The sequence below is a fragment of the Liquorilactobacillus uvarum DSM 19971 genome, from assembly GCF_001434935.1.
GTDB lineage: Bacteria > Bacillota > Bacilli > Lactobacillales > Lactobacillaceae > Liquorilactobacillus > Liquorilactobacillus uvarum.
Genome location: NZ_AZEG01000007.1, coordinates 14,436 through 38,447 on the forward strand (window position 1 = coordinate 14,436; position 24,012 = coordinate 38,447).

The following is a 24,012-nucleotide window of genomic DNA, read 5'->3' on the forward strand; positions in this document are numbered from 1 at the left end:
ATGAGTAAGAAGAAAGTTTTAGCTTGGCTGATTGCAATTATGCTTGTTTGTTTTGCTGGCTGGAGCGTTGTCCATGTTAAACAAGCCGAAAAAAAGAATAGCATTAAATTGGAAAAAGCTGCTAAGAAAAAGGCAGAACTGAAGAAAAAGGGAATCAAAAATTTAGATATGCGCAGGCCTATTAGCTGGCGTAAATCATCTGAAAAAATTGACTACCCAAACATAGATTTAGTGGAACATTTTTGGATCGAAGTCTCGACTAAGAAACAGAGGGTGTATCTAAAATCTGGTCAAAAGACGATCTATACAATGTATGCATCAATAAGTTCACCGCAGAAAAGGTCTAAAGATGTTAAAGCTTTGCCTAAAGGAACTTTTTACATTCAAGATCAACGCGGAAAGTTTTTCTACAATCCGGTGAGTGGTGAAGGTGCGAAGTATTGGGTCTCCTGGAAGGGAAAGGGAGTCCATATGTTTCATTCGGTTCCAACAGATGAAAATAAAAACTATCGACGTGATGAAGCAGGAAAGCTAGGTAAAAAAGGACAAAACGTCAATACCCATGGCAATATTCGTTTATCAATAGCAGATGCAAAATGGATGTCGGGGCAGGTTCCTAAGGGAACGAAAGTAGTTATTCATTAAACAAGAGACTGGTTGACTCGGATGGGCACAACGAGTAATAAAGAGTAATTAACGCAAATCGTTTATATGGCAGTCTGTGACTATTGGGTATGAGAGTAATAGCCGCAGATGCTAATAGGCGAATTGCGTTTTTTATTTGAAGCAAGATCAACCGCAGATGCGAAGCCAGCTGCTGTTAAATTGAAAAATTGCTTTTTAAGATACACCAATACAAATTTTATAGTCAAATACTTTCAGAACAGGCAGTTCAAAAATTAAATTTTGATTTAGTTCTCTTATTATTCTTTTATAGACGTGTTCTATAAGCCGGGATCCGTTGTCTAACGCTGAATTACTTAGAGCAAAGAAAAATTTCATGTCTGTAATTTTGCATTAGCACCCAAATTTTGCTGACTTATGTCAAGTGTTCATGAATAATTTTTTGAGCAAATGATTATCGTGCACAATCCTTTTTGCGCTATCCTTAAGTTAGAGGCTCCTTTCTTAAGAAGCTATTTTCTAGAGGAAGTGTTTTAGATGGGAAAAATCAAAGGTTCGGATTTGTTGGTTGATGTGTTAGTTGATTGGGGAGTTAAAAATGTTTACGGACTGCCTGGTGATTCAATTGATACGACAGTTGATGCTTTGAGAAGACAGAAAGACAAGGTCAAGTTCATTCAAGTTAGGCATGAAGAAGTTGCGGCACTGTCAGCTGCTGCAGAGGCAAAATATACCGATAAGATAGGTGTATGTTTGTCGATTGGCGGTCCGGGAGCAATTCATCTGCTTAATGGTTTGTATGATGCTAAAATGGACCATGTGCCCGTCTTAGCCTTACTGGGACAAGTAACTTCAAAATCGTTGAATGAAGGATACTTTCAAGAGGTAAACACTGCCAAATTGTTTGATGATGTTGCTGTGTTTAACAGAGTTGTATCGTCTGTTGACAATCTGCCGGATATTGTTGATCAAGCGATTAGAAGTGCTTACGAAAATAAGGGCGTTGCCGTTTTGACTATTCCAGATGATATTCCAGAACAGCAACTGAAAGAAACATATAAATCATCAGCGCGTGCGTTTGCCCTGAATACACCCGAAATTGATAAAATGCAGGTTAAGGCTGCGGTCAAACTTATTCGTGAAGCCAAAAAACCAGTTGTTCTGCTTGGTATGGGTGCGAAGAAGGCTGGGGCTGATATCAAGCAATTTGTCGAAGAAAATCAAATTCCTTTCATTGCAACCTTACCGGCCAAGGGAATTATAAATGATGCCCACCCAAATTCGTTGGGAAATGTTGGCAAATTAGGAACCAAACCGGCTTATGAAGCAATGCGTAACGCTGATTTGCTGCTCATGCTGGGAACAAACTACCCTTATCGTCCTTATTTACCTAAGAAAGGACAAGCTAAATGTATTCAGGTCGATTTAAAAGCTGAAAATCTTGGGAAAAGGTACGGAGTTGATGTTGCTATTCAAGGTGATACAGCTAAAATTGTGAAAGAATTTAATAGACAAGGCAGGATTCGGCAAAATACAGACTTTTTAAATGCTTGTCAAAAAAATATGCAAAATTGGAACAATTGGATGCAGTCTAAACGCCAATTGGACACTGAACCGCTGGCGCCAGAAGCAATGGCAGCTTATATTGACGAAACCGCGCCGAGCGATTTAATTTATTCAATTGACGTCGGAACCTCGACTTCCTGGGCTGCACGTTTTCTCCATGTCAGGGAATCACAAAAATTTGCTATCTCTGCATGGCTTGGAACTATGGGATGTGGATTGCCAGGGGCGATCGCAGCTCAAGTTGCATATCCTAAACGCAGAGCGCTAACAATAAATGGTGATGGTGCTTTTTCAATGGTCATGCAGGATTTTGTAACAGCTGTGAAATACAAATTACCGCTTATCTGTATTGTAATTAATAATCAGAAACTTGCATTTATTCAGTATGAACAACAATCAGCAGGACAGCTTAATTATCAGATTGATCTTGCTGATATGGATTTTGCAAAATTTGCTGATGCATGCGGAGGAATTGGAATTACCGCTAAGAGTAATGCAGAGTTTAAAAAAGCTCTGGACCGTGCATACAAGATTAAAGATAGACCAACTTTAATTAATGCGTACGTTGCCGATAATGCACCGCTACCTGGAAAAATTGTGATGGACGAGGCAAAAGGCTATCTGAAATTCGGTCAAGAATATTTGGAGAACTATTGGAAGATTCCTGAATTACCACCCTTGAAAGATATCATGCGCCAATTTTTTTAGATGAGTTATCGAATTTATTAGATCAAAGGTACAAAAAAAGTGGGCTGAGATGCCTCCTTTTTTGTGTGATTTAAAAGGTATGAAAAAAGTTTGCACAGAAATACGATTAAAAATGGAGGTGTATAACTTGAAAGTTTTGGTCATAGGAGGATCGGGTTTTGTCGGAAAAGGCGTTTTGCAGTACTTGTCAGCTGATCCAAATTTTAATTTAGCGAGTATTTCACGTTCAGGTCGACCACATGAAACACAGAGCTGGATAAATAAGGTCGAGTGGATCCAATCGGATGTGAATAAGGATGAAAATTGGGGAAAAGCAGTTGAAAATGCTGATTGGGTAATCGATCTGATTGGTGTTTTATTTGAAAAAAATTATCAGGAGTATTATGAAAAAAGTGTTAGGCCTGCTAAAAGATTAATCAAGCATCTGCAAGATAGAACAGAAAAAGCCAAATTTCTGTTTGTTTCGGCCAAACATGCTCCTTTTTTTCTCAAAAACTATATACGAGCAAAAAAAGAAGTTGAAAATGAAATAATGGAGAAAATACCTGACAGAGGGTATATAGTATATCCAGGGATGATTTATGCGAAGGAACGCAAAATGGTGTTTTTGATGGCCGTTTTGCTTAACTTTGCATTGAAAATACCTGTTTTAAAAAGAATTCTAACTGCATATGAACCAATTAAGCGAGCCGATTTCAGTTATGAAATCAGTCAAATTCTACTTGGAAATGCTAGTTCTCTTTTCTAAGCAATAATTGAGGAATGTGCAACGATGAAAAGTTTATTATTTATTCGAGGTGGAGGAAAGAAAATGGAAAAAGCATGTACAACAATTCTGGTCGGAAAAAAGGCAAGTATCGATGGTTCAACGATGATCGCAAGGAATGACGATACTTTTTTGCCGCTTACACCTCAGCGATTTGTTATGCGACCAGCTAGTAAAAAAAGTGCAGGAAAATTAGTTTCTAATCAAAACGGATTTACTGCAGAATTACCGGCAAAAAATTTCCGTTATACAGCAACGCCAAATGCAGATGTTGAACATGAGGGCATTTTTGAGGAGAGTTCTATCAATGAAAAAAATGTTGCAATGTCAGCAACAGAGAGTGTTTATGGAAATGAAAGAGCATTAGCCTATGACCCATGGGTTCCTAACGGCCTAGCGGAAGATTCCCTTCAAACGATGGTTGCCCCTTATATTGAATCTGCACGCGGTGGTGTGCAATATTTAGGGAAATTAATTGCAGAGTATGGATCACCCGAAGGAAATGGCGTTCTTTTTTCTGATAAAAATGAAGTCTGGTATATGGAAATTGTTACGGGGCACCATTGGGCAGCAACACGTATTCCAGATGACGCATATGCTGTTGCAGCTAACCAAGTTGCACAACAACAGATAAATTTTAATGATGGGGATAACTATTTGTGGTCAGAGGGAATCCAAGATTTTGTAAGCCAACATCATCTCAATCCTGACAAGGAAGGATGGAACTTTAGACATATTTTTGGAACTGATACGAAGAAAGATCGTCATTATAATACACCACGAGTCTGGTTCGGACAACATTATTTGAGTCCAAGTATCGAACAGAATCCGATGTCTAGTGAGCTACCCTTTGTTTGTCATGCAGAGCAGCTAATTGGGGTCAAGGATTTGGAATATGTTTTAAGCTCACACTACAATGAAACGAAGTATGATCCGTTAGGTAACGGCTGTGAGGCGGATAGATTAAAATTCAGACCGATTTCACTCAATCGAACTCAAAATTCACATATTTTGCAAATTAGAAATAATGTTTCTTCAGAATATGCGGCGTTGATGTGGATCTGTTTTGGCGTTCCATCGTTTGCACCGTATGTCCCTTTCTATACGAATGCTAATGATACTGATTCTAGCTGGAGTGAGACACCGTTAGAGTATGATGTTCAGAGCGCATACTGGATGTATCGAACATTGTCAATGCTGGTGGAATCACATCATGCAGAGTTTATTCAAGATGATTTGGACTATTTGAAAGATTGCCGAGAAGCACAATTGCGATTGCTTGATAAAATAGATGATACTGCTTCAAATAAAAAAGGTGAGGCATTAACAGCATTTTTAACTCAGCAGAACTATCAAATTGCTGCAGCAATGCGCACAAAAGCAATGAAGATGATAGGCCACTTTGTTACAAAAGGTTTGACATTATCTAAACTAACTTTTAATATGGACAAGAATCTTTGATATGTTGAAAACAATTTATTTTTGGAGTGGGTGTGATGAAGGTTAAGGTTGAAACTTTTGTAAATGAAATTGAGAATAATGCTTTTCAATCAGCTGTTTTGGAAATTCTATCAGTTAAAAAGAATGTTGATAGAGAAGAGTGCAATCGTCTTTTCGAACAGTTTCGCAGCTTTTTAAAACAGGATAAACTAACGCGGGTCAGTCAGCCGCTGCATTTTGAGGATGAAACAGTCACTATTTCATTAGAGAGTGGAATTATTAACCTTCCATTTGCAAATAGTAACAGAGTTGATAATTTCTTTGAGAAGAATGAAGAAACCGATGTTATCATCAATTTGATAGTGGAGGCTGCAGATGTTAATGCTTCGGGCTTGAGGATTGATTCTTTTGGAACTGTGAAGGATTATCTTGCCGATTATGAGAACGTTAATCAAGCGCTGATTACGGGTATCAATGAACAATTGGAGTTGTTGGCAGAAAATAAAAATGCTAAGAGTGAAAAAAAAGATTGAAATTAGGTTAAATTAAATGTCTCAGTCAATTGCTAATAAATTTTACTTGGGGCAACCAGCAATTTTATATGTCGAATTCTGAATAAGTTGAGAGGAAGTTTGTTTTCTTTAGCAAGTGAATAGGTAGATTTGGTTAATATAACAAAGGTAATTTGTTGACAATTAATGGAAATAAAATTAAAATTAATGGGAACTTAATAGTTAAAGAATAATTTAATGAACGTTGAAGAGAAGAGTAGTTTTTCTAAGTATATTTAAGAGACCCTTGATCGGTGAGAAAAGGGATACGGAAGAAAAATGAAGATGAACTTGGAGTTCGATTGGTGGTCGCAAGGCTAGCAATCCGTTGGCTACGGTACAACCACAGGCTTCTGAAGTAGCTGTTGAGATTATCAGTGTGAACTGATGATGAAACAAGGTGGTACCGCGAGACTCTCGTCCTTAATTAGTGGACGAGAGTCTTTTTATATTCAAACAAGGTGGGGATCATGTGATCGAATTTAAAAATGTTTCAAAGATATATCGGACGAAGTCGGGAACAGTCCCGGCAGTTCAGAATGTTTCTTTGAAGATCAATACAGATGAGGTTTTTGGAATCATTGGTTTTTCTGGGGCCGGAAAAAGCACATTGGTTAGAATGATGAATGGTATAGAAATACCAACTAGTGGCGAGCTCAGTATTGACGGCAAGCAAAATGCTAATTTGTCAAAGAAACAGTTGCGCGAGCAGAGACGGAAAATAGGCATGATCTTTCAGCACTTTAATTTATTATGGTCGCGCACGGTTTTGGGCAACATTATGTTTCCCCTAGAATTAACTGGGATGAACAAGAGCGAGCGTATAAAAAAGGCTAAGCATTTAGCAGAACTTGTAGGTTTGGGTGATCGTATCAATGCATATCCTTCACAGTTGTCAGGCGGTCAAAAGCAACGGGTAGGGATTGCGCGTGCTTTGGCAAATGATCCGGCAATCCTAATTTCTGATGAAGCAACAAGTGCGTTGGACCCGCAAACAACGGATGAAGTATTGGATCTGCTTGCGGAGATTAAAAGCAGGTTGCAACTAACGATTGTTATCATAACACATGAAATGCATGTTATTCGCCGCTTAGCAGATCGAGTTGCTGTAATGGAAGAAGGACGGGTAATAGAAGAAGGAACTGTTGCTAAGGTCTTTACACATCCAGAACAGGATTTAACGCGCAAGTTTGTGAATAGTGAGACTGATACAGGTCCGGACGAGGATGTTAAGCCTGTTATCAGTGAACTTCTGCAAAAATATCCAGAAGGACAGTTGCTGCAATTAAAGTTTCATGGAGATCAAGTTAAAATGCCGATTGTTTCAGAGATGCTGCACCAATTTCCTGATTTGCAGCTAAGTATTTTGCAAGGATCGGTTCGACAACTACAGGATGGTTCCGGTTCGATTGGTAGTCTCTTTGTTCAACTCGTAGGAAATGAAGAAGACATCAAGGGTGCACTTGAATTTCTTAGCACGATGAGAGTTGAAACGGAGGTGTATAAGCATGAATAATCAAGGATTGAGCACTTATTTTAAATTCAGCAATGTTAATTGGAGCAATATGTGGGGAGCAACGTGGGAGACATTATGGATGACAGTTGTTTCGGTTGCACTGGTTGCAATTTTCGGTGTTTTACTGGGACTGCTTTTGTATGAAACAACTGGAAGCAGCAATTTTATTATTCGCGGATTGAACGTACTTGTAGCATTATTTGTAAATGTTTTTCGTTCAATACCGTTTATTATTTTGATTGTGCTCTTGCTTCCAGTTACGCAAACATTGGTGGGAACACAAATCGGACCTAAAGCAGCATTACCGTCACTCATATTTTCAGCAGCACCTTTCTACGCTCGGTTAGTCGAATTGGCTTTTCATGAAGTGGATGGAGGAGTAGTTGAGGCAGCGGAATCAATGGGTGCAAATAAGTGGCAGCTTATATATAAAGTGCTAATTCCAGAAAGTATGCCGGCTTTAACTTCTGGGATCACTGTGACGGCTATTTCTTTAATTGGTTATACTGCAATGGCTGGAGCAATTGGTGCTGGGGGTCTGGGACAATTGGCTTATACTGATGGTTTCCAAGCGTACAATAATGCAATTACTTTCACTGCAACAATTATTATTGTTATTATCGTTTTTGCTTTTCAATTTTTAGGGGACTTTGCCGTTCGTCATCTGGACAAGCGCTGAGCAAATAAAGAAGCAATAAAAAATATAGGAGTGATTTTAAATGAAAAAGAAGTTAGTTGGTCTACTTGCAATAGCTGCATCGGCGTTGTTACTAGTTGGATGTGGTAAAGCATCTTCATCGGAAAAGAATACAACAATTACAGTCGGGGCTTCTTCAGTTCCACATGCTGAAATTTTGAAGCATGTTCAGCCGCAACTGAAAAAAGAGGGTATTAATCTTAAAATAAAGGTTTTCCAAGACTACATTATGCCCAATAAAGCTTTGGCAAATAAAGAATTGGATGCTAATTATTTCCAACATATTCCATTTTTAGACAATTGGAATAAGAAAAATAATGGCAGCTTGGTTTCAGCTGGGGCCGTTCATTTGGAACCAATCGGAGTTTATTCTAAGAAAGTTAAGAGCTTGAAGGACTTAAAGGATGGTGCAACAATCTTAGTTAGCAGCAATGTTGCTGATTATGGGCGTGTTTTGACGATTTTTAAAGATGCGGGACTTATTACTTTGAAAAAGGGTACTAAGATTACAACGGCAACTTTTGATGATATTAAAACCAATAAAAAACATTTGATCTTCAAGCATACTTATGAAGCTAAACTCATGACACAATTTTATAAAAATAATGAGGGTGATGCAGTTGTTATCAACGCAAATTATGCAGTTCAAGCTGGGTTAAATCCTGCTAAGGATGCAATTGAGCTTGAAAAATCTTCATCACCATATGCAAACATTGTAGCTGTTAGAAAGAATGATAAGAATAAACCTGCTATTAAAAAGTTAATGAAGGCTTTGCAATCCAAATCAACGCAAAAATGGATTAAGGATAAATATAAAGGCGGCGTTCTACCAGTTAAAAAAGTAGATTAATCTTTAGTAAAAACATTTTTTATATAAATAAAGAATTTTAGCTTGGAGTACTGATTAAATTCAGTTTTTCAAGCTATTTTTGCTTTTTTGAAAAATATTATTCGGCTCGATAGCTAACGTGAGGTAGTTTGACTCTTTTGTGTTTACCATAGCCAAAAATTTTTTTTAATCAGCGGTCAGTATTGCCCAAAAATACTTGATTTTTATTACAGATCTATCTTCTTTAATTTGTTTTTTTCAATTTTGCTTTTTTTACTGTTGCGGTGTTCTTTTCTACCATTTTTAGAAAGCAGAGATTGTTTATTACTAGGATCATGACATTATTTATACTATTAATCAGATGGTTGAAATTTCTTATCTTTGCCGATAACACAATGAAAATAATAAAAAATCTTTGCTAATATCGATTAACATTTATAAAGAAAAAAATGATATGATGTACTCATAGAGTAGACGATAGAGAAATGGGGAATGGTTTTTGACAAATGATCAGTTAGTAATCAATTTGGTCATAATGTTAATTGTTTTTTATTGTGCGGCTTTTTTTGTAGCTGCAGAATTTGCATTGGTTCAGACGCGTAAAAGTGCCTTGGAAAGTGCACTTGAATCTGAACAAGGCAATAAACGCAAATTACGAACCGCTCTTAAAATGGTTCAAGAACTGAATGAATACTTATCAACTACACAAGTTGGGGTGACTCTTTCTGGTATTATTTTGGGTTGGATTGGAGAAGGAACGATTGAACTGCTGATTGTCGATGTCTTGAAGGTGACACCAATCAGTACTAGTGCGCTTCACGCAGTTGGAGCGGTTTTAGGGGTTCTTTTGCTGACATATCTAGAAGTTGTCTTGACTGAGATTGTTCCTAAAAACCTGAGTATTGATATGCCGATGAAAATGTTAATGTTAGTGGTCACTCCGCTGCATTATTGCCATATTATTTTCTATCCTTTTGTGAGATTACTGAATGTTTCAGCTATGGGAATTATTAAACTTTTCGGGCTGCCACCCGCTGATGAGAGCAATGATATTTTAACACAGGCTGAAATTTTACGATTGTCTAGAAATGCAGTTACAGGCGGCAATTTGGACAAAAATGATCTGCTTTATATGCAGCGAGCATTTGATTTTAATGATAAAGTTGCAAAAGATATTATGGTCGATCGAACTAGTCTGGAAGTTGTTGACATAACAGACTCAGTGAAGACAGTTATTAATTATTACCTTAGAGAAGGCTATAGTCGCTTCCCAGTAGTGGCTAATAACGATAAGGATAAGATTTTAGGATATGTCTATATTTATGATTTGATTCGCCAAGCACGGGTGGATGATTCTGTGTTGGTTAGTAAATTATTGAGGACCATCATCACGGCACCAGAGGTGACTCCAATTCAAGGACTTCTTCAGCAAATGATTAAGAAACAGACTCCAATAGTCGTCATTTTAGATGAATATGGTGGAACAAGCGGAATCGTTACTGATAAAGATATTTATGAAGAACTATTTGGAGTTGTTAAAGATGAGATCGATGATGTTTCCAGTGAGTATATTGTCAAAACGGGAACTAATGTATATCGGGTTTCAGGTAAAACAACATTGTATGATTTTGAACGCTTTTTTAGAGTTAAGAAGCGCAGTTTTGATGAATCAGAAAGTGTAACAATAGCTGGGTACTTATTGGAAAACTACAAAGTTAAAAGCGGAGACGTCATTACTATCGGTCAGTTTGATTTAAAAGTTGCAGAATTCAACCGCAATTATATTGAATGGCTTGAAGTAACACGTCATAATGAAGAAAATGAAGACATAGAGAGAGAAGAACAAAGTAAGGACCAAGAGGCAAAAGAGCGATAAAATACTTTAAAGTATACAGGCTGCATAATGTACTGTATGCTGGATAGCACTAATGAAGAATATAAAATTATCTATAATAATGGAGGAAGCTAAGAATGGTTGAAAAACGACACCTCAGATCAGAGAGGCTCGTTGTCAAAGTTGGGACAAGTACGCTCACACATCCAAATGGCAAATTGAATTTACAGGCGATAGATCAATTATGCTACACTCTAAGCGGTTTGGTTAATGAAGGAAAACAAGTTGTCCTTGTATCTTCAGGTGCAATTGGAGTGGGGCTTGGGTTGATGGGGATAGATGAAAGACCAAGTTCAATTCCTCAGCAGCAGGCAATTGCAGCTGTAGGGCAAACCCAGCTGATGACAGTATATCAGCAGCGGTTTGCAATTTATGGTCAAAAAATCGGTCAGATTCTGTTGACGCATGATGTAGTTGATTATCCGATAAGTCATCAAAATGTTTTGAATACTTTTGAAAATTTGCTACAGCTTAATGTGATACCTATCGTGAATGAAAATGATACTGTTGCAGTTGATGAGTTGGACCATCATACAAAATTTGGTGATAATGATCAGTTGTCTGCTATTGTAGCAACTACAATTGATGCAGATTTGTTAATTATGTTATCCGATATTGATGGTTTCTTTGACAAAAATCCGCGTAAATTTGCTGATGCAGTCTTGAAATCAAAAATCAATCATATTGATGAACAGACTTTTGAAGGTGCCGGCGGGCAAGGAACTAAATTAGGGACCGGTGGAATGACTACCAAATTAAAAGCTGCGCAAAAAATGTTGAATGCGGGCAAATCAATGATTTTGGCGAACGGAGAAAATCCTTCAATCATTTTTAAATTACTCCAAGGAGATCCGTTAGGCACTTTATTTCAAACACAAAAATAATTTCTCAAAGGGGTGTAAACCATGGCATCTGATATAGTTGAATTAGGCAAACGGGCTCAGCAGGCAGCCTATCAGATAGGACAATTGGGAACAGAACAAAAAAACAGTATATTGAAACTAATGGCGGAAGCGCTTATTGAGAATACTTCTGAAGTTTTGGAGGCTAACCAGAAAGATCTGGAAAGTGCTGCAAAATTACCGAGCAACTTCGTTGACAGGTTGACTTTGACAGAAGAACGGATTGAAGGAATCGCTGAAGGATTAAAACAGGTAGCACAGTTGCAGGACCCAATAGGAAATGTTGATAAGGCCTGGATCAATAAGGCAGGTCTAAGCATAGCCAAGCGTCGTGTACCTCTGGGTGTCATTGGAATCATCTATGAAGCACGCCCAAACGTGACTGTTGATGCGGCTGCGCTGTGTTTCAAGTCAGGGAATGCTGTTATTTTACGTGGTGGTAAAGAAGCATTGCATTCTAATTTGAAGTTAGCAGAAATTTTACGTGCAGTTTTGAATGACAACGATGTTGATATAAATGCAATTCAAATTATTGAGGATACATCACATGAAACTGCAGGACGTTTCATGGAACTGACTGATTATTTGGACGTTTTGATTCCAAGAGGAAGTGCACGTCTTATCAAAGCTGTTGTAGATAATGCAAAAGTTCCTGTAATAGAGACAGGTGCCGGAAATTGTCATGTCTATGTTGATGATGACAGTGATAAGAAAATGTCTGCGGATATCATTGTTAATGCAAAGTGTCAGCGTCCAGCGGTCTGCAATTCAATGGAGAAGCTGCTGATTCATAAAAACGTGGCTGTCGAATATTTGCCGTATATTGCTGAAAAACTTAGACCATATCATGTTGAGCTAAGAGGAGACAAGGAGACTCAGCAGATATTGGGTTCTGGGGTAAAACCGGTGACTGAGGAAGATTGGTATACTGAATATAATGATTATATTCTTGCAATTAGGGTTGTTGATTCAATCGATGAGGCAATAGCACATATCAATAAATATAATACAAAGCATTCTGAAACAATCATAACAAATAACTATCAAAGAAGTCAGCAGTTCTTAGATCAGATTGATGCAGCTGCTGTTTATGTCAATGCATCAACACGTTTCACCGATGGCTTTGAGTATGGATTTGGAGCTGAAATCGGTATTTCGACACAAAAGCTACATGCACGTGGACCAATGGGACTTGAAGAACTGACCACTACAAAGTATGTTGTTCGTGGGCAGGGACAAACTAGAAATTAATGTTTTTAGCGCAGTTAATTTAGAAGAACGGAATATTTTTTGAAAAATTATAAGAAACACAAAGATAATGAATAAAGTAATAGTATTCCGGAAAAGAGTTTATTATAATGGTTAGGAAGACATTCTAAATTGGAGGCAGTTATGAGCGAAAAACAAGCAGAAGAATCTTTGAAATTGTTTGCCTTGAATTCTAATCAGGAATTGGCAGGGAATGTAGCACAAGAACTTGGAGTTCCTTTGGGCAAGGTGTCAGTTAATCATTTCAGTGATGGAGAGATTCAAATTAGTATTAATGAAAGTATTCGTGGCGACGATGTTTTCGTTATTCAGTCAATCTCTGACCCGGTAAATGAAAATTTTATGGAGCTAATGATTATGATTGATGCTTTGCGCCGTTCAAGTGCAGGCACAATAAACCTGGTGATTCCGTATTACGGTTATGCACGTGCGGACAGAAAGGCACGTCCGCGTGAACCGATTACAGCAAAATTGATTGCTAATTTTTTAGAACTCGTAGGAGCAGATCGTGTTGTCACGATGGATCTCCATGCTGGTCAATTACAGGGATTTTTCAATATTCCAGTTGATCACTTGCTTGCTATTTTTGTTCAGGCTGAATATTTTGTAAAAAAGGGTATTACTAATGATGTAGTTGTGGTTGCACCTGACCATAACGGTGTAAAGATTGCACGTAATTTAGCAACATTGTTGAAGGCACCGCTTGCAATTGTTGACAAAAGAGAAGGCAGTCCAGAATGCGAGAATGAAAATCTAACGATTATTGGTGATGTTAAGGGCAGAAGGTGTATCGTTTTTGATGATTTAATCGATACTGGTGAAAAGATGATGGGTGCTGTTAGTTCCTTAAAAAATGCAGGGGCAACAGATGTTTATGCTTGTGCGACACATCCTATTTTTTCTAATGAAGCCGTTGAAAAACTGCAGAATTCTGATTACACTGAGATTGTTGTTACGGATACAATCGAGGTACCTGATCCTAAAAAAATTGCTAAATTGAAAGTCTTATCTGTCGCACCTACCTTTGCAAAGGCAATCGATTTGATTTTTCATAATCGATCAGTTGACTCATTGTTTAATAAAAAACATACTGTGTAAGTGCAGATTTAGAATTATAAATAACAGTTTTGAAAACAAAATTGAATTATGGGACTGAGTCAGAAGTTACATTTGACTCAGCCTTTTTTTATCTTGTATCATAATGAATTTCAGTAGTTGAATTTTTAATGTGCCCTTTTTTGCAAATAACATTGATCTAGAGCAGAGAATTTGAATTAAAGGTGTTGGTTGTTGATAATATAAGATGATTTATAAGAGAAAGAGGGCATTTAAGTATGTTAAATTATCAGCAGCAGGACAGTTGGGAGTTTGTTCCTTCTTCTTTGCAGTCACCGATTGCTATTGAAACTGAGCGAACAGAACGCAAAGTAGTGGAGAAAGAACCCTTGACCTTTATGACAGACTATGTTTTTGAGAGTGTACTCAATAAGGGAAACAATCTGCAATTTAATGGCAGAGGGAAGATGCAGCTCAATGGTCGTAATTTTAAATTTCAGCAACTGCATTTTCATATACCTGCAGAGCATATTCTGAACGGTAAAACATTTCCGATGGAGTGGCATTTTGTTCATCAGAATGCTATAGGCCAAACTGTAGTTGTAGCCTTTTTTGTTGAAATAGGTAATGATAATTCTTTGCTAAGACCTTTTTATGAAGAGAAGAAGACAAAAGAAAATCAGCAGCAGAAATTTGAATATCGTCTTCCTATGTCTGACCTTCTCAAAGGAAAGACGCAAAATGCATATAACTACCTAGGCTCGCTTACAACACCGCCTTTAAGTCGTGGAGTGGAATGGTGGGTTTTCCAACAGCCATTGTTTATTTCTGAAAGTCAATTTTCAGCTTTGAAAAATAATTTTAGCGGTAATGCGCGTGAAAAGCAAAAAATTGCAGGACGAAAGGTTGTTTTTTACAAAGATGCTTTTTAACTGATAGTTGTGTGATAACATTGAGTATGATAGAATTTGCAACATTTGAATTTTTAAATAATAAGCGTTAGGAGAGAAGAATCATAATGGAGAAAGATATTACACTGAGCGACTTGGCTTCTTTTCGAACAGATTTAAATAAGACTCCCTCGGCAAGGGCAATTGCGCGAGCGGTTCAAAAAAATGGTGTAAATGCTTCAAGTGAAAATTATAACGCTAAACGTAATCTAGGCAGAGTTTTTTCACTTGATTTGAACCCAGGCAAAGTTACTAACCAGAAGCAAAGCGGCCGTTGTTGGCTTTTTTCGACCCTTAATACATTACGGCACGACTTTGCAAAAAAATATAACATGAAAGATTTTCAATTTTCGCAAAATTATAATTCTTTTTATGATCGTCTTGAAAAAGCAAACAAGTTTTATGAGACAGTGATTGAAACAGCTATGCTTCCCTTTTCAGATCGGCGTATTGAATGTCTTTTTTCATCACCGGATAGTGATGGAGGTCAGTGGGCTAATGCTGCAGCACTGATAGACAAGTATGGCGTTGTTCCACGCTCAATTATGCCTGAGACTTACAACAGTGATAAGACAAATGAAATCAGCGAGACCTTGGCCTTAAAGCTGCGCAAAGATGGTTTGGCTTTGCGCAAACTGATTAACAAAGGTATAACTGGAATGGAAGTAGATAAAGTCAAGAAAGAATATCTTAACCAAGTTTATCGGATGCTGGTGTATGTTTTCGGAGAACCACCTGTTAAATTTGATTTTGAGTATCGTGATGACAAGAAAAAATATCATATTGATCGTGATTTAACACCAAAAAGTTTTTACGAGAAGTACGTTACACATCGATGGGATGAATACGTTTGCTTAACTAATGCACCTGATCATGAACCGGATCAAGTTTATGGTCTAGACAGTCAGGACTACATTTTTAATGGTCAGAAGATTATGTTTGTGAATACAGATATCCAAGCTTTGAAAGACGCAGCAATTGCACAGATGAAAGACGGAGAAACGGTCTGGTTCGGGAATGATGTATTAAAGGATACGGGTCGTCAGCAAGGAATTCTGGACCCATCATTTTATAAAAAGGATGAGTTGTTCAGTATTGACTTGAAGCTTTCAAAAGCTGATCGGCTGCGGACGCACGAAGGATCAGTTTCACATGCAATGACCTTAGTTGGGGTGGATCTTGTGGATAGAAAACCAGCTAAATGGAAAGTTGAGAATAGCTGGGGAGAAAAAAATGGCGATAAAGGCTACTTTGTAATGAGTGATGCTTGGTTCGATGAGTATGTTTATGAAGTGATTGTTAATAAAAAGTACCTTAACAGCAAGCAGAGAAAACTTTTGACTAAAGAAAAAATTATGTTAGAGCCATGGGACTCTTTGGCTTAACGTCTTCTAGTTAAATACAAATTAAAAAAAATAGAAGTTGCCAATAGACATTAGGCTCTGAATATTAACTACGAGTTACGGACATAGTTCGGAATATGATCAACTCGTGGTAAGGTGGAAAAGGCTGACTTTTAGTGGGTGTTAACGCGGAGAATGCAAAGTGTTTTAAAATTGGGGGCAGACCATCAAGTCTGTCTCTTTTTTACATACTCATTGGTGCAATCAATATTTTTTGGCTTAATTTTGAGATGCTTTTTTAGCTACTTAATGTCTGTAAGAATATCAAGATGTTGTCTGAATATTTTGTGTTTGCTTGTAACCGGAATCTATTTTCATGTTTGTGAGCTTCAGCATTCGATATTAAATGTTAAAATAACAAATAGGAAAAGAACGCAAGGAGGAAATGATATGAGCTTAGGATTTATTTTAGGTAAAGCTTCGCGAGATCATCAAGAAAAACTGGTAAAAGAAATTGAAGAACTCAAGAAAAAAGATCCGCGTGGAAATTTTTTTTATCTGGTCCCGAATCATATTAAATTTGCGTCAGAAGTCAGAGCTTTAAAAATGCTGCGAGCTATGGAACAACCAGAAGAAAGACTTTTTGCGGAGACAAATGTTCAAGTCTTTTCATTTACACGGCTGGCTTGGTTCTTTCTTAAAAACACAGCATTTTATCAAATACCTCGTTTATCTAAAGCAGGGTTGAATATGATTGTGCAGAACATTCTGAGAATTCATCAAGATGAATTAACGGTTTTTAGAGGAGAACAGGGCCAAATGGGATTCGTCAGCCAACTAGTTAGTCAATTGACAGAATTGCGTAATGGATGCGTCTCAAGTGCAGATTTAACAGAGCTTGCTTCTTCACTAAAAAATAATGGAAATTCGGCGGTCGATTTGCAGGCCAAAATTCACGATCTGCAGATCATTTATCAAGCGTTTGAGCAAGCAACACTTGGTAAATACAATGAAAGTGCAGATCTTTTAGACGAAATGAGTCGTTACTTGGCGAAGCAAAACTTGAAACACAGTTATTTTTTTATTGCTGGATTTTCACAACTGACCGCTGGAGAACGGCGATTGGTAGAAACCCTTATTCAGCACGCACAACATGTACGAATTGCCTTAGTCTTGGATAAACCGTACATCAATCAACAACCGGAAAGCCATGATCTTTTTTATCGTTCAGGAAAATTATATTTTGAATTGTATCAAAGAGCAAGAAAAAATAAAATTCCGGTTTTAATGGATGAATATGCAGGGAAGATGCGTATTCAGAACAAAAGTTTGTTAGCTTTAGAAGATTATTGGATTGAAACAACTAAGATGACACCGATGAAAAAAACAGAAATTCCAGACGAAAAGGCCTTGCAAATTTTTCAAGCATCGAATCGATTTGTTGAAACTCGGGAAGTTGCAACGCGAATCAGGCAACTGGTTGCACAAGGATACCGTTATCGTGATTTCTTGATAATGACACGACATCTTGATCTTTATCAGAACGTTTTGCAGCCAATTTTTGAACAGTTTAATATTCCTATTTTTGTGGACCTTCAAAAGAAAATGACTGATCATCCTCTTGTTGAATTGATTAATGCATTATTTGCAGTCAAAAAACGCTATTACCGCTATGATGACATGATGAGATTGCTGAAAACGGAACTGTTGATTCCCCAAATCGATGGACACCCAATGAAGATCGAAGTATTTAGGGAATGCCTTGATCTAACCGAGAATATGGTCCTTAAGTATGGATTTGAAGGAAGACGCTGGCTTCAGAAAGAAGATTGGATCTACTATCGCTTTACAGAGACAGATACAGGAACACAAACGGACGCGGAAAAGGCTAAGACCCATAAGGCAAATCTAATTCGACATTTTGTAAAAGAGCAGATTGCTCCATTTCTAAAAAAAGTTGATGAAGCCAAAAACGGCCTTGAAGCAGCAACTTTGTTATGTAACTTTCTTATTGCTCAAAATGTACCGCAGAGGTTGTTGGAATGGCGTGATGCTGAGTTAGAAAAGGGAAATATTGAGGCAGCTGCACGACCAGAACAAACATGGGATACTTTTTGCCAACTGCTAGATGAATATGTGCTGGCATTAGGTGAGTTTGAGTTTGATAGTGACAATTTTTTGGAACTTTTACAAAGCGGATTTGAAGGTTCTGAATATAGTCAGGTTCCTTCAACACTTGATCAGGTAATTATTTCGGAATCAGGTATGGTTCAAATGAATGAACGCAAAGTGACTTTCATGATTGGGTCAACAGATGCAGTTATGCCTGATAGTATTACCCAAAATAACCTGCTGTCTGACGCGGACCGCTTGAAAATGGAGCCGCTTTTGCAAGACGGACAGTATATTGCTGAAACGGCAGATCATCAAATGGCGGCGGAAATATATCTTGATTATTTAGCCTTTATGAGCGGCAGTGAGCGGCTTTATCTTTCCTACCCCAGCGGCAGCGAAGATCAAGTTGGCATCAAACCTTCAAGATATTTAGAACACATTCAGCAGCACTTTTCCTTAAAGGTTAAGCAAGTTGCGGCAGAACCAGCGCTTTCATATGAACCACGAAAATTCGCAGATGATTTTATAGGCACCATGCGAACGACGTTGACCCAGCTTTTAAATATCAGTAGACAAGCCCATGCTAAGAAAACTCGATTGCCAGTTTTTTGGCATTATGTGTATCGGTTATTTCAACAAGACAATCAGATTAAGCCACTTACACAAAAGCTATTTGAGAGCCTTGATTATAAAAATATCCCCGAAAGACTGCAGCCAGAGATCGTGGATCAGTTATATGGAAAAGCGATTAACACTTCAGTTTCTAAAATGGAAGAATTCTATGCAAACCAGTACGCATATTTTCTGAAATATGGATTGCATTTGCAAGAACGCGATGTTTTTGAGTTGTCAGCTGCAAATACAGGAGAATTTTTCCATTTGGCGTTGGATTCACTGATGAAGGCAATCGCGCAGACAGGAAAGACAATTGCTGAAACGTCGCAAGACGAAATCAACCAATTGCTGCACAAAATATTGCTGCAGATCAAAGAATTGCCACAGTTTCAAATTCTAAGCAGTTCTAATAGGATGAACTATTTAAGCCGCCAACTGATTGCAACAGTGCGCCAGATCGGCTGGTCAATCCATCAGCAAGCACAGAGAACAGGGATGCGCCCTTTGAAGACCGAAGTGTTATTTGGACATGTTGGTTCGCAAGATGGTCTGAGACCGTTAACTTTTGAACTTCCTCACGGTAAAAAGGTTAATGTACGCGGGAAAATTGATCGAATTGATCATATGGGTGTTGCTGGAAAGAATTATTTAGGGATTGTTGATTATAAGTCAAGTTCACACATTTTTGATTTCAGAGATGCTTATTATGGACTGGCTTTGCAAATGTTGACGTATTTGAATGCCGTAATGAAGAATTTAGATCTGCTTACAGTAGGAGAGAAAGTGGATACTGTACAACCTGCTGGTGCATTATATATGCATTTATACAATCCTAAGTTAAAACTTAAAGAAGTGGCTAAAAAAACGGTGGATGAAGTTTTGCTGAAGAAAAACAAGTATGATGGACTTTTAGTTGCTGATCCGGTAATGCTTGAAAGCTTGGACCGCCAACTTAAGGAGAAGGGAAATGGCGAATCTGTTGTTTATCCTTTTAGGCGCAATAAAGATGGTTCATTTAAGGCAAGAAGACATCAATTGGTAACTTACACGGAATTGCAACTGCTATTAGAGCATAATGAAGAGCTGATTCGGCAAGCAGCGCTGCAGATTTTTGCCGGTGCAGATGCTTTAAATCCAGCACTTTGGCCTAATGGCCGCTCGGCGTTACAATATTCACCGTTCAAATCCATTTTCCAATTTGATGCATTACTTCCAGAAAATAATTATCATCGCTTGGATCCATTATCGCCGCTTGATATATTGACAACTTTAAAAAACCAGAAAGGGGCCCAGATGAATGACGAACAAAATTAAATATACGCCGGCACAGCAGAAAGCAATTACAGAAACCGGCAAAGATATTTTAGTTTCGGCATCAGCCGGTTCAGGTAAAACAAGGGTTTTAGTTGAACGAGTTATTGAGCATCTGCATCAGGGGATCGGAATTGATGAATTACTAGTTGTAACTTTTACAGAAGCAGCAGCCCGAGAGATGCGCGAGCGTATTCAAGCGGCCTTGCGTGATGAGATTAATCAAGCAGACGAAGTGAGAAAAAAATGGTATCTGGAGCAGCTTACCAAGTTGGGAATAGCCAACATAAGTACTCTGCATGCATTTTGTTTGAGAGTTATTGAACGTTATTATTATGTAATCAAACTTGATCCTTTATTTCGCTTGTTGACAGATGATACTGAGCGCGGATTATTGCTTGAAGATGTGTGGGCAGATTTGCGTGAACATTTTTATGGCGAAAATGATCCACTTTTTGAAGAGTTGACACAAAACTTTTCCAATGATCGCAATGATGATGGGTTAACCGAACTTATATTTAGAACTTTTGATTTTGCCAGCGCTAAACCAGACCCGCATTTTTGGCTCGAACACTTAGTAGACGAATATTATATCCAAGATAGTGGGTTAAGCAAAAGTAAAATTTTTACTAAAAAAGTGGTGCCACTAGCTGCCGAGCAGTTGAAACAGGCAGTCAGTGAATTGAAAATGGCACAGCAGATCTCAAGAAAAGAAGGGCTGGATAAGTTTACAGCAGCACTGCAAAAAGATCAAGCGGGAATCGAGATGATTCTAAATGCATTAACCAATGATGCAAAATGGGATAGAGTCAAAGAGATGGTACAGGCATTTAAATTGGAACGTGCTCCACGACTCAGCAAGTTGGATGACATTCAAAAGCAAGCAAAAGATGAAATTATGCATTTACGTGAATTAGCCAAAAAAATTTTGAGTGAACTTTCAGAGCGTTATTTTCCTCTAAATGAGGAGGAGACATGCACAGCACTGAAACATTCAGCTATCTTAGTTCAAAAATTAAGCCAAGTTGTGACTGGATTTATGGATGCATTTAATGCTGAAAAAAAACAGAGACATGTTCTTGACTTTAATGACCTCGAACATCTAACTTTGAAAATTTTAACGCAAGATACAGATGAATCAAGACAAGCTTTGAATGTTTTAAAGAATAAATATCGTGAAATATTGGTTGATGAATATCAGGATACAAATCAACTGCAGGAAACAATACTAACAACGATTGCCCAAAAAGAACCTGGAAATATGTTTATGGTCGGTGATGTCAAACAATCAATTTATGGATTTAGATTAGCAGACCCAACTTTATTCTTAAAAAAATATCATGCTTACACCGAGGGCAACCCTCAAGGACAACGGATTATTTTGGCTGAAAACTTTCGTTCAATGAGTGGAATAACTGATTTTACTAATTTAATTTTTATGCAATTAATGAACACTGAAGTCGGAGAGATGGATTATGATGAGAATGCAAGATTAGTTTTTGGTGCGAAGTATTACCCAGAAAGAACACCTAAGTCGGAGCTTTTATTGTATGAAACAGATAAAGAAAACAGTACAGTTCGCAAAGATGATGGAGAACCTTTCGATGAAAGTTTCGTGGTAGACAGCGCGGCACAGGGGCAAGTCATTATGACTGGCCAGAAAATCAAAACTTTGATTGAGCGTGAAGCACTGATTTTCGATCGGAGAACTAACACTGAACGTGCAATTCAATATCGTGATATTGTGCTTTTGGTTCCGACACGCAATAACAACCTGCTTATTACTGAGGAATTCAGAAAATTGGGGATTCCCGTTTTTGTAAATGATGCACAAAACTATTTTCAAACAATTGAAATTCAAATAATGCAGTCTTTTTTGAAAATTATTGATAATCCGTATCAAGACATTCCACTTGTCAGTGTGCTGCGTTCACCAATAGTTGGTTTAAAGGAGAATCAGCTGGCTTTTTTACGGATTAATGATCGAACGGGTGATTATTATCAGGCTGTTTTGAAATTTTATCGTAACTTTGTACCTCAAAAAGCAAGTAATTTTGCATTAAAATTATATGATCAAATAGCAGAATTTTTAAAGCAGTTGGAACGCTTCAGAACGCTTGCACGGCAAAATGAATTAGCGGCACTCATTTGGCAGATATATGATGAAACAGGTTTTTTGGATTACGTTGGTGGAATGCCTGGTGGAGCTCAAAGACAAGCTAATTTGCATGCTTTGTATGAACGTGCAAGTGCTTATGAGAAAACCAGTTTTAAAGGACTTTTTCAGTTTTTGCGTTTTGTTGATAAAATGCAGCAAAAGAATCGAGATTTGACAGAAGCTAATGCACAAACAACTGAGGATACAGTTCAGGTGATGACAATTCATGGTAGTAAAGGGCTGGAATTCCCTGTTGTTTTCTTAATGGATGCAACACATCATTTTAATGAACAGTCCTTAATTCGCGACTATATCTTGGATGAGCAGGAAGGGGTCGGGATTACGTGGACCAATCCACGCACTAGAGTCAAAATCGAGACATTGCCGAAACTTGTTGCGCGTGATAATGGGCAGAAGAAAATGGCTGCTGAACAAATGCGCCTCCTCTATGTTGCATTAACTCGAGCTGAACAGCGATTGTATATTGTTGGAACTTGTGTGGACCAGCAAAAGACAATTGAAAGTTGGAGAAGAGCATTCCAAAGCACAGGCACAGTTTTAAACAGCCGCTTGCGTCAAGAAACTAAGAATTTCATGGATTGGATAGGAATGTGTCTTGTGCGGCGTCAAGACTTCAATGCAGAATTTGATCTTGACGAGAGTCAGAATCTACCAGCGCTAGAAGAAAACACGGCTAAATTTAGTATTTCATTTTTTGATCGTCAGAAGTTAGAGGCTAATGCATCCACTGTACAGGAAGAAGGCACCAACTGGTTAAAAGAATTAGCAAATGCTCCTGTTATTGAAGAGCCTGAAACTAAAAAAGAAGTAAAACGAGCACAGCAGATATTAAAATATCAGTATCCAGCGGAAATACTGACACGGACAACAGCTTACCAGTCGGTTTCGGAAATCAAAAGACTGTTTAACGATCCTGACCAAGAACGGATGGAGTTTTTAGAACCCGATTTTGAGATTAAAACACAAACACAGGCAAAACGTTATGTTAAAAATGATGTTACCCTACCTAGTTTTATCGAACGCAAACAAAAAATAACCAATGCACAAATAGGGACAGCTACACATCTGGTGTTGCAGGAGCTTTCCTTAACTGAGCAGCCGACATTGGCAAGTCTGCAAGAATTGATCACTTCATTAACTGAACAAGGGATACTGACGGCAGAATTAGCAGTTGCAGTTGATAAAAGTAAAATTTTGGCTTTTTTTAAAAGCAGCTTGGGGCAAACTTTGTTAAAAATGCCTGATAATGTTAGTCGTGAAGTTCCATTCTCACTTTTACTACCAGCAAAACGTCTATTTGCCAATGTTGAGGACAAAGAACAGGATGTGCTCATCCATGGAATTATAGACGGTTATGTTATTAATGACGATAAAGTTGAGTTGTTTGATTACAAAACTGATTATCTGCAACCGGGTGATGAGCAAGCAAAGCAAAAAATAATTGAGCGATATAAAGGACAGTTGAATTTGTATGCTACGGCGCTGGAGAACATCTTAGGGCATGACATTACACATAGATATCTATATCTTTTGGAAACAAGCGAACAAATTGAAGTATAAACTATCAGTGTTTCCGAATAGGTGGTGTATTTTGTGCACGACTGTGGAATGTGAGTTGCGGCAGGTACAAAAGCTAGCACAGCAAACAAATTTTGAAAAACATTTTGGAGACAGAAATGAA

At 37.8% G+C, this 24,012-nt stretch carries 16 protein-coding genes and 1 other annotated feature; all 16 genes read left to right on the top strand.

Annotated features, from left to right (window positions below):
• The 16 genes from FD20_RS04790 (at position 1) to addA (ending at position 23,891) form a co-directional block, all read left to right on the top strand.
• Positions 1 to 645 (top strand): L,D-transpeptidase, encoded by a 645-nt coding sequence (locus tag FD20_RS04790; protein ID WP_057736462.1) that lies wholly within the window; start codon positions 1 to 3, stop codon positions 643 to 645.
• A gap of 516 nt (positions 646 to 1,161) precedes the next feature.
• Positions 1,162 to 2,898, top strand: coding sequence for a pyruvate oxidase (locus FD20_RS04795; protein WP_057736463.1), 1,737 nt, complete (start codon positions 1,162 to 1,164; stop codon positions 2,896 to 2,898).
• Positions 2,899 to 3,025: 127 nt separating this feature from the next.
• The gene (locus tag FD20_RS04800) at positions 3,026 to 3,646 is read left to right on the top strand and encodes an NAD-dependent epimerase/dehydratase family protein (RefSeq protein WP_057736464.1); all 621 of its coding nucleotides are present in this window, start codon (positions 3,026 to 3,028) and stop codon (positions 3,644 to 3,646) included.
• A 63-nt stretch (positions 3,647 to 3,709) separates the two neighbouring features.
• A complete protein-coding gene (locus tag FD20_RS04805; RefSeq protein WP_057736465.1) occupies positions 3,710 to 5,125 on the top strand; it encodes a C69 family dipeptidase in 1,416 nt (471 codons plus the stop codon).
• Positions 5,126 to 5,160: 35 nt separating this feature from the next.
• Positions 5,161 to 5,637 (top strand): hypothetical protein, encoded by a 477-nt coding sequence (locus FD20_RS04810; RefSeq protein ID WP_057736466.1) that lies wholly within the window; start codon positions 5,161 to 5,163, stop codon positions 5,635 to 5,637.
• Positions 5,638 to 5,851: 214 nt separating this feature from the next.
• Positions 5,852 to 6,083: a binding site (T-box leader), on the top strand.
• Between the two features lie 44 nt (positions 6,084 to 6,127).
• The gene (locus tag FD20_RS04815; RefSeq protein ID WP_057736467.1) at positions 6,128 to 7,171 is read left to right on the top strand and encodes a methionine ABC transporter ATP-binding protein; all 1,044 of its coding nucleotides are present in this window, start codon (positions 6,128 to 6,130) and stop codon (positions 7,169 to 7,171) included.
• Complete coding sequence (locus tag FD20_RS04820; RefSeq protein WP_057736468.1) at positions 7,164 to 7,850, top strand: methionine ABC transporter permease; 687 nt, start codon at positions 7,164 to 7,166, stop codon at positions 7,848 to 7,850. The genes FD20_RS04815 and FD20_RS04820 overlap by 8 nt, the downstream gene beginning before the upstream one ends.
• Before the next feature lie 40 nt (positions 7,851 to 7,890).
• A complete protein-coding gene (locus FD20_RS04825) occupies positions 7,891 to 8,718 on the top strand; it encodes a MetQ/NlpA family ABC transporter substrate-binding protein (protein ID WP_057736469.1) in 828 nt (275 codons plus the stop codon).
• Positions 8,719 to 9,196: 478 nt separating this feature from the next.
• Complete coding sequence (locus tag FD20_RS04830) at positions 9,197 to 10,573, top strand: hemolysin family protein (RefSeq protein ID WP_057736470.1); 1,377 nt, start codon at positions 9,197 to 9,199, stop codon at positions 10,571 to 10,573.
• A 95-nt stretch (positions 10,574 to 10,668) separates the two neighbouring features.
• A complete protein-coding gene (gene proB, locus FD20_RS04835; protein WP_057736471.1) occupies positions 10,669 to 11,475 on the top strand; it encodes a glutamate 5-kinase in 807 nt (268 codons plus the stop codon).
• Positions 11,476 to 11,496: 21 nt separating this feature from the next.
• Positions 11,497 to 12,744, top strand: coding sequence for a glutamate-5-semialdehyde dehydrogenase (locus tag FD20_RS04840; RefSeq protein ID WP_057736472.1), 1,248 nt, complete (start codon positions 11,497 to 11,499; stop codon positions 12,742 to 12,744).
• Between the two features lie 141 nt (positions 12,745 to 12,885).
• On the top strand, positions 12,886 to 13,860 hold the full coding sequence (locus FD20_RS04845; RefSeq protein WP_057736473.1) for a ribose-phosphate diphosphokinase: 975 nt from the start codon (positions 12,886 to 12,888) through the stop codon (positions 13,858 to 13,860).
• 236 nt (positions 13,861 to 14,096) lie between these two features.
• The gene (locus FD20_RS04850) at positions 14,097 to 14,750 is read left to right on the top strand and encodes a carbonic anhydrase family protein (RefSeq protein ID WP_057736474.1); all 654 of its coding nucleotides are present in this window, start codon (positions 14,097 to 14,099) and stop codon (positions 14,748 to 14,750) included.
• Positions 14,751 to 14,836: 86 nt separating this feature from the next.
• Positions 14,837 to 16,153, top strand: coding sequence for a C1 family peptidase (locus FD20_RS04855; RefSeq protein ID WP_057736475.1), 1,317 nt, complete (start codon positions 14,837 to 14,839; stop codon positions 16,151 to 16,153).
• 408 nt (positions 16,154 to 16,561) lie between these two features.
• Positions 16,562 to 20,155 carry a PD-(D/E)XK nuclease family protein gene (locus FD20_RS04860; protein WP_057736476.1) on the top strand — a complete coding sequence of 1,198 codons (3,594 nt, stop codon included), beginning with the start codon at positions 16,562 to 16,564 and terminating at the stop codon, positions 20,153 to 20,155.
• Positions 20,139 to 23,891 carry a helicase-exonuclease AddAB subunit AddA gene (gene addA / locus FD20_RS04865; protein ID WP_057736477.1) on the top strand — a complete coding sequence of 1,251 codons (3,753 nt, stop codon included), beginning with the start codon at positions 20,139 to 20,141 and terminating at the stop codon, positions 23,889 to 23,891. The genes FD20_RS04860 and addA overlap by 17 nt, the downstream gene beginning before the upstream one ends.
• Positions 23,892 to 24,012: the final 121 nt, after the last annotated feature.

Bases quoted from the DNA above. Each gene is read 5' to 3' on its own strand.
- FD20_RS04790 (WP_057736462.1), top strand. From the start codon at position 1: ATGAGTAAGAAGAAAGTTTTAGCTTGGCTGATTGCAATTATGCTTGTT.
- FD20_RS04795 (WP_057736463.1), top strand. From the start codon at position 1,162: ATGGGAAAAATCAAAGGTTCGGATTTGTTGGTTGATGTGTTAGTTGAT.
- FD20_RS04805 (WP_057736465.1), top strand. From the start codon at position 3,710: ATGGAAAAAGCATGTACAACAATTCTGGTCGGAAAAAAGGCAAGTATC.
- FD20_RS04810 (WP_057736466.1), top strand. From the start codon at position 5,161: ATGAAGGTTAAGGTTGAAACTTTTGTAAATGAAATTGAGAATAATGCT.
- FD20_RS04820 (WP_057736468.1), top strand. From the start codon at position 7,164: ATGAATAATCAAGGATTGAGCACTTATTTTAAATTCAGCAATGTTAAT.
- FD20_RS04825 (WP_057736469.1), top strand. From the start codon at position 7,891: ATGAAAAAGAAGTTAGTTGGTCTACTTGCAATAGCTGCATCGGCGTTG.
- proB (WP_057736471.1), top strand. From the start codon at position 10,669: ATGGTTGAAAAACGACACCTCAGATCAGAGAGGCTCGTTGTCAAAGTT.
- FD20_RS04840 (WP_057736472.1), top strand. From the start codon at position 11,497: ATGGCATCTGATATAGTTGAATTAGGCAAACGGGCTCAGCAGGCAGCC.
- FD20_RS04845 (WP_057736473.1), top strand. From the start codon at position 12,886: ATGAGCGAAAAACAAGCAGAAGAATCTTTGAAATTGTTTGCCTTGAAT.
- FD20_RS04850 (WP_057736474.1), top strand. From the start codon at position 14,097: ATGTTAAATTATCAGCAGCAGGACAGTTGGGAGTTTGTTCCTTCTTCT.
- FD20_RS04855 (WP_057736475.1), top strand. From the start codon at position 14,837: ATGGAGAAAGATATTACACTGAGCGACTTGGCTTCTTTTCGAACAGAT.
- FD20_RS04860 (WP_057736476.1), top strand. From the start codon at position 16,562: ATGAGCTTAGGATTTATTTTAGGTAAAGCTTCGCGAGATCATCAAGAA.
- addA (WP_057736477.1), top strand. From the start codon at position 20,139: ATGACGAACAAAATTAAATATACGCCGGCACAGCAGAAAGCAATTACA.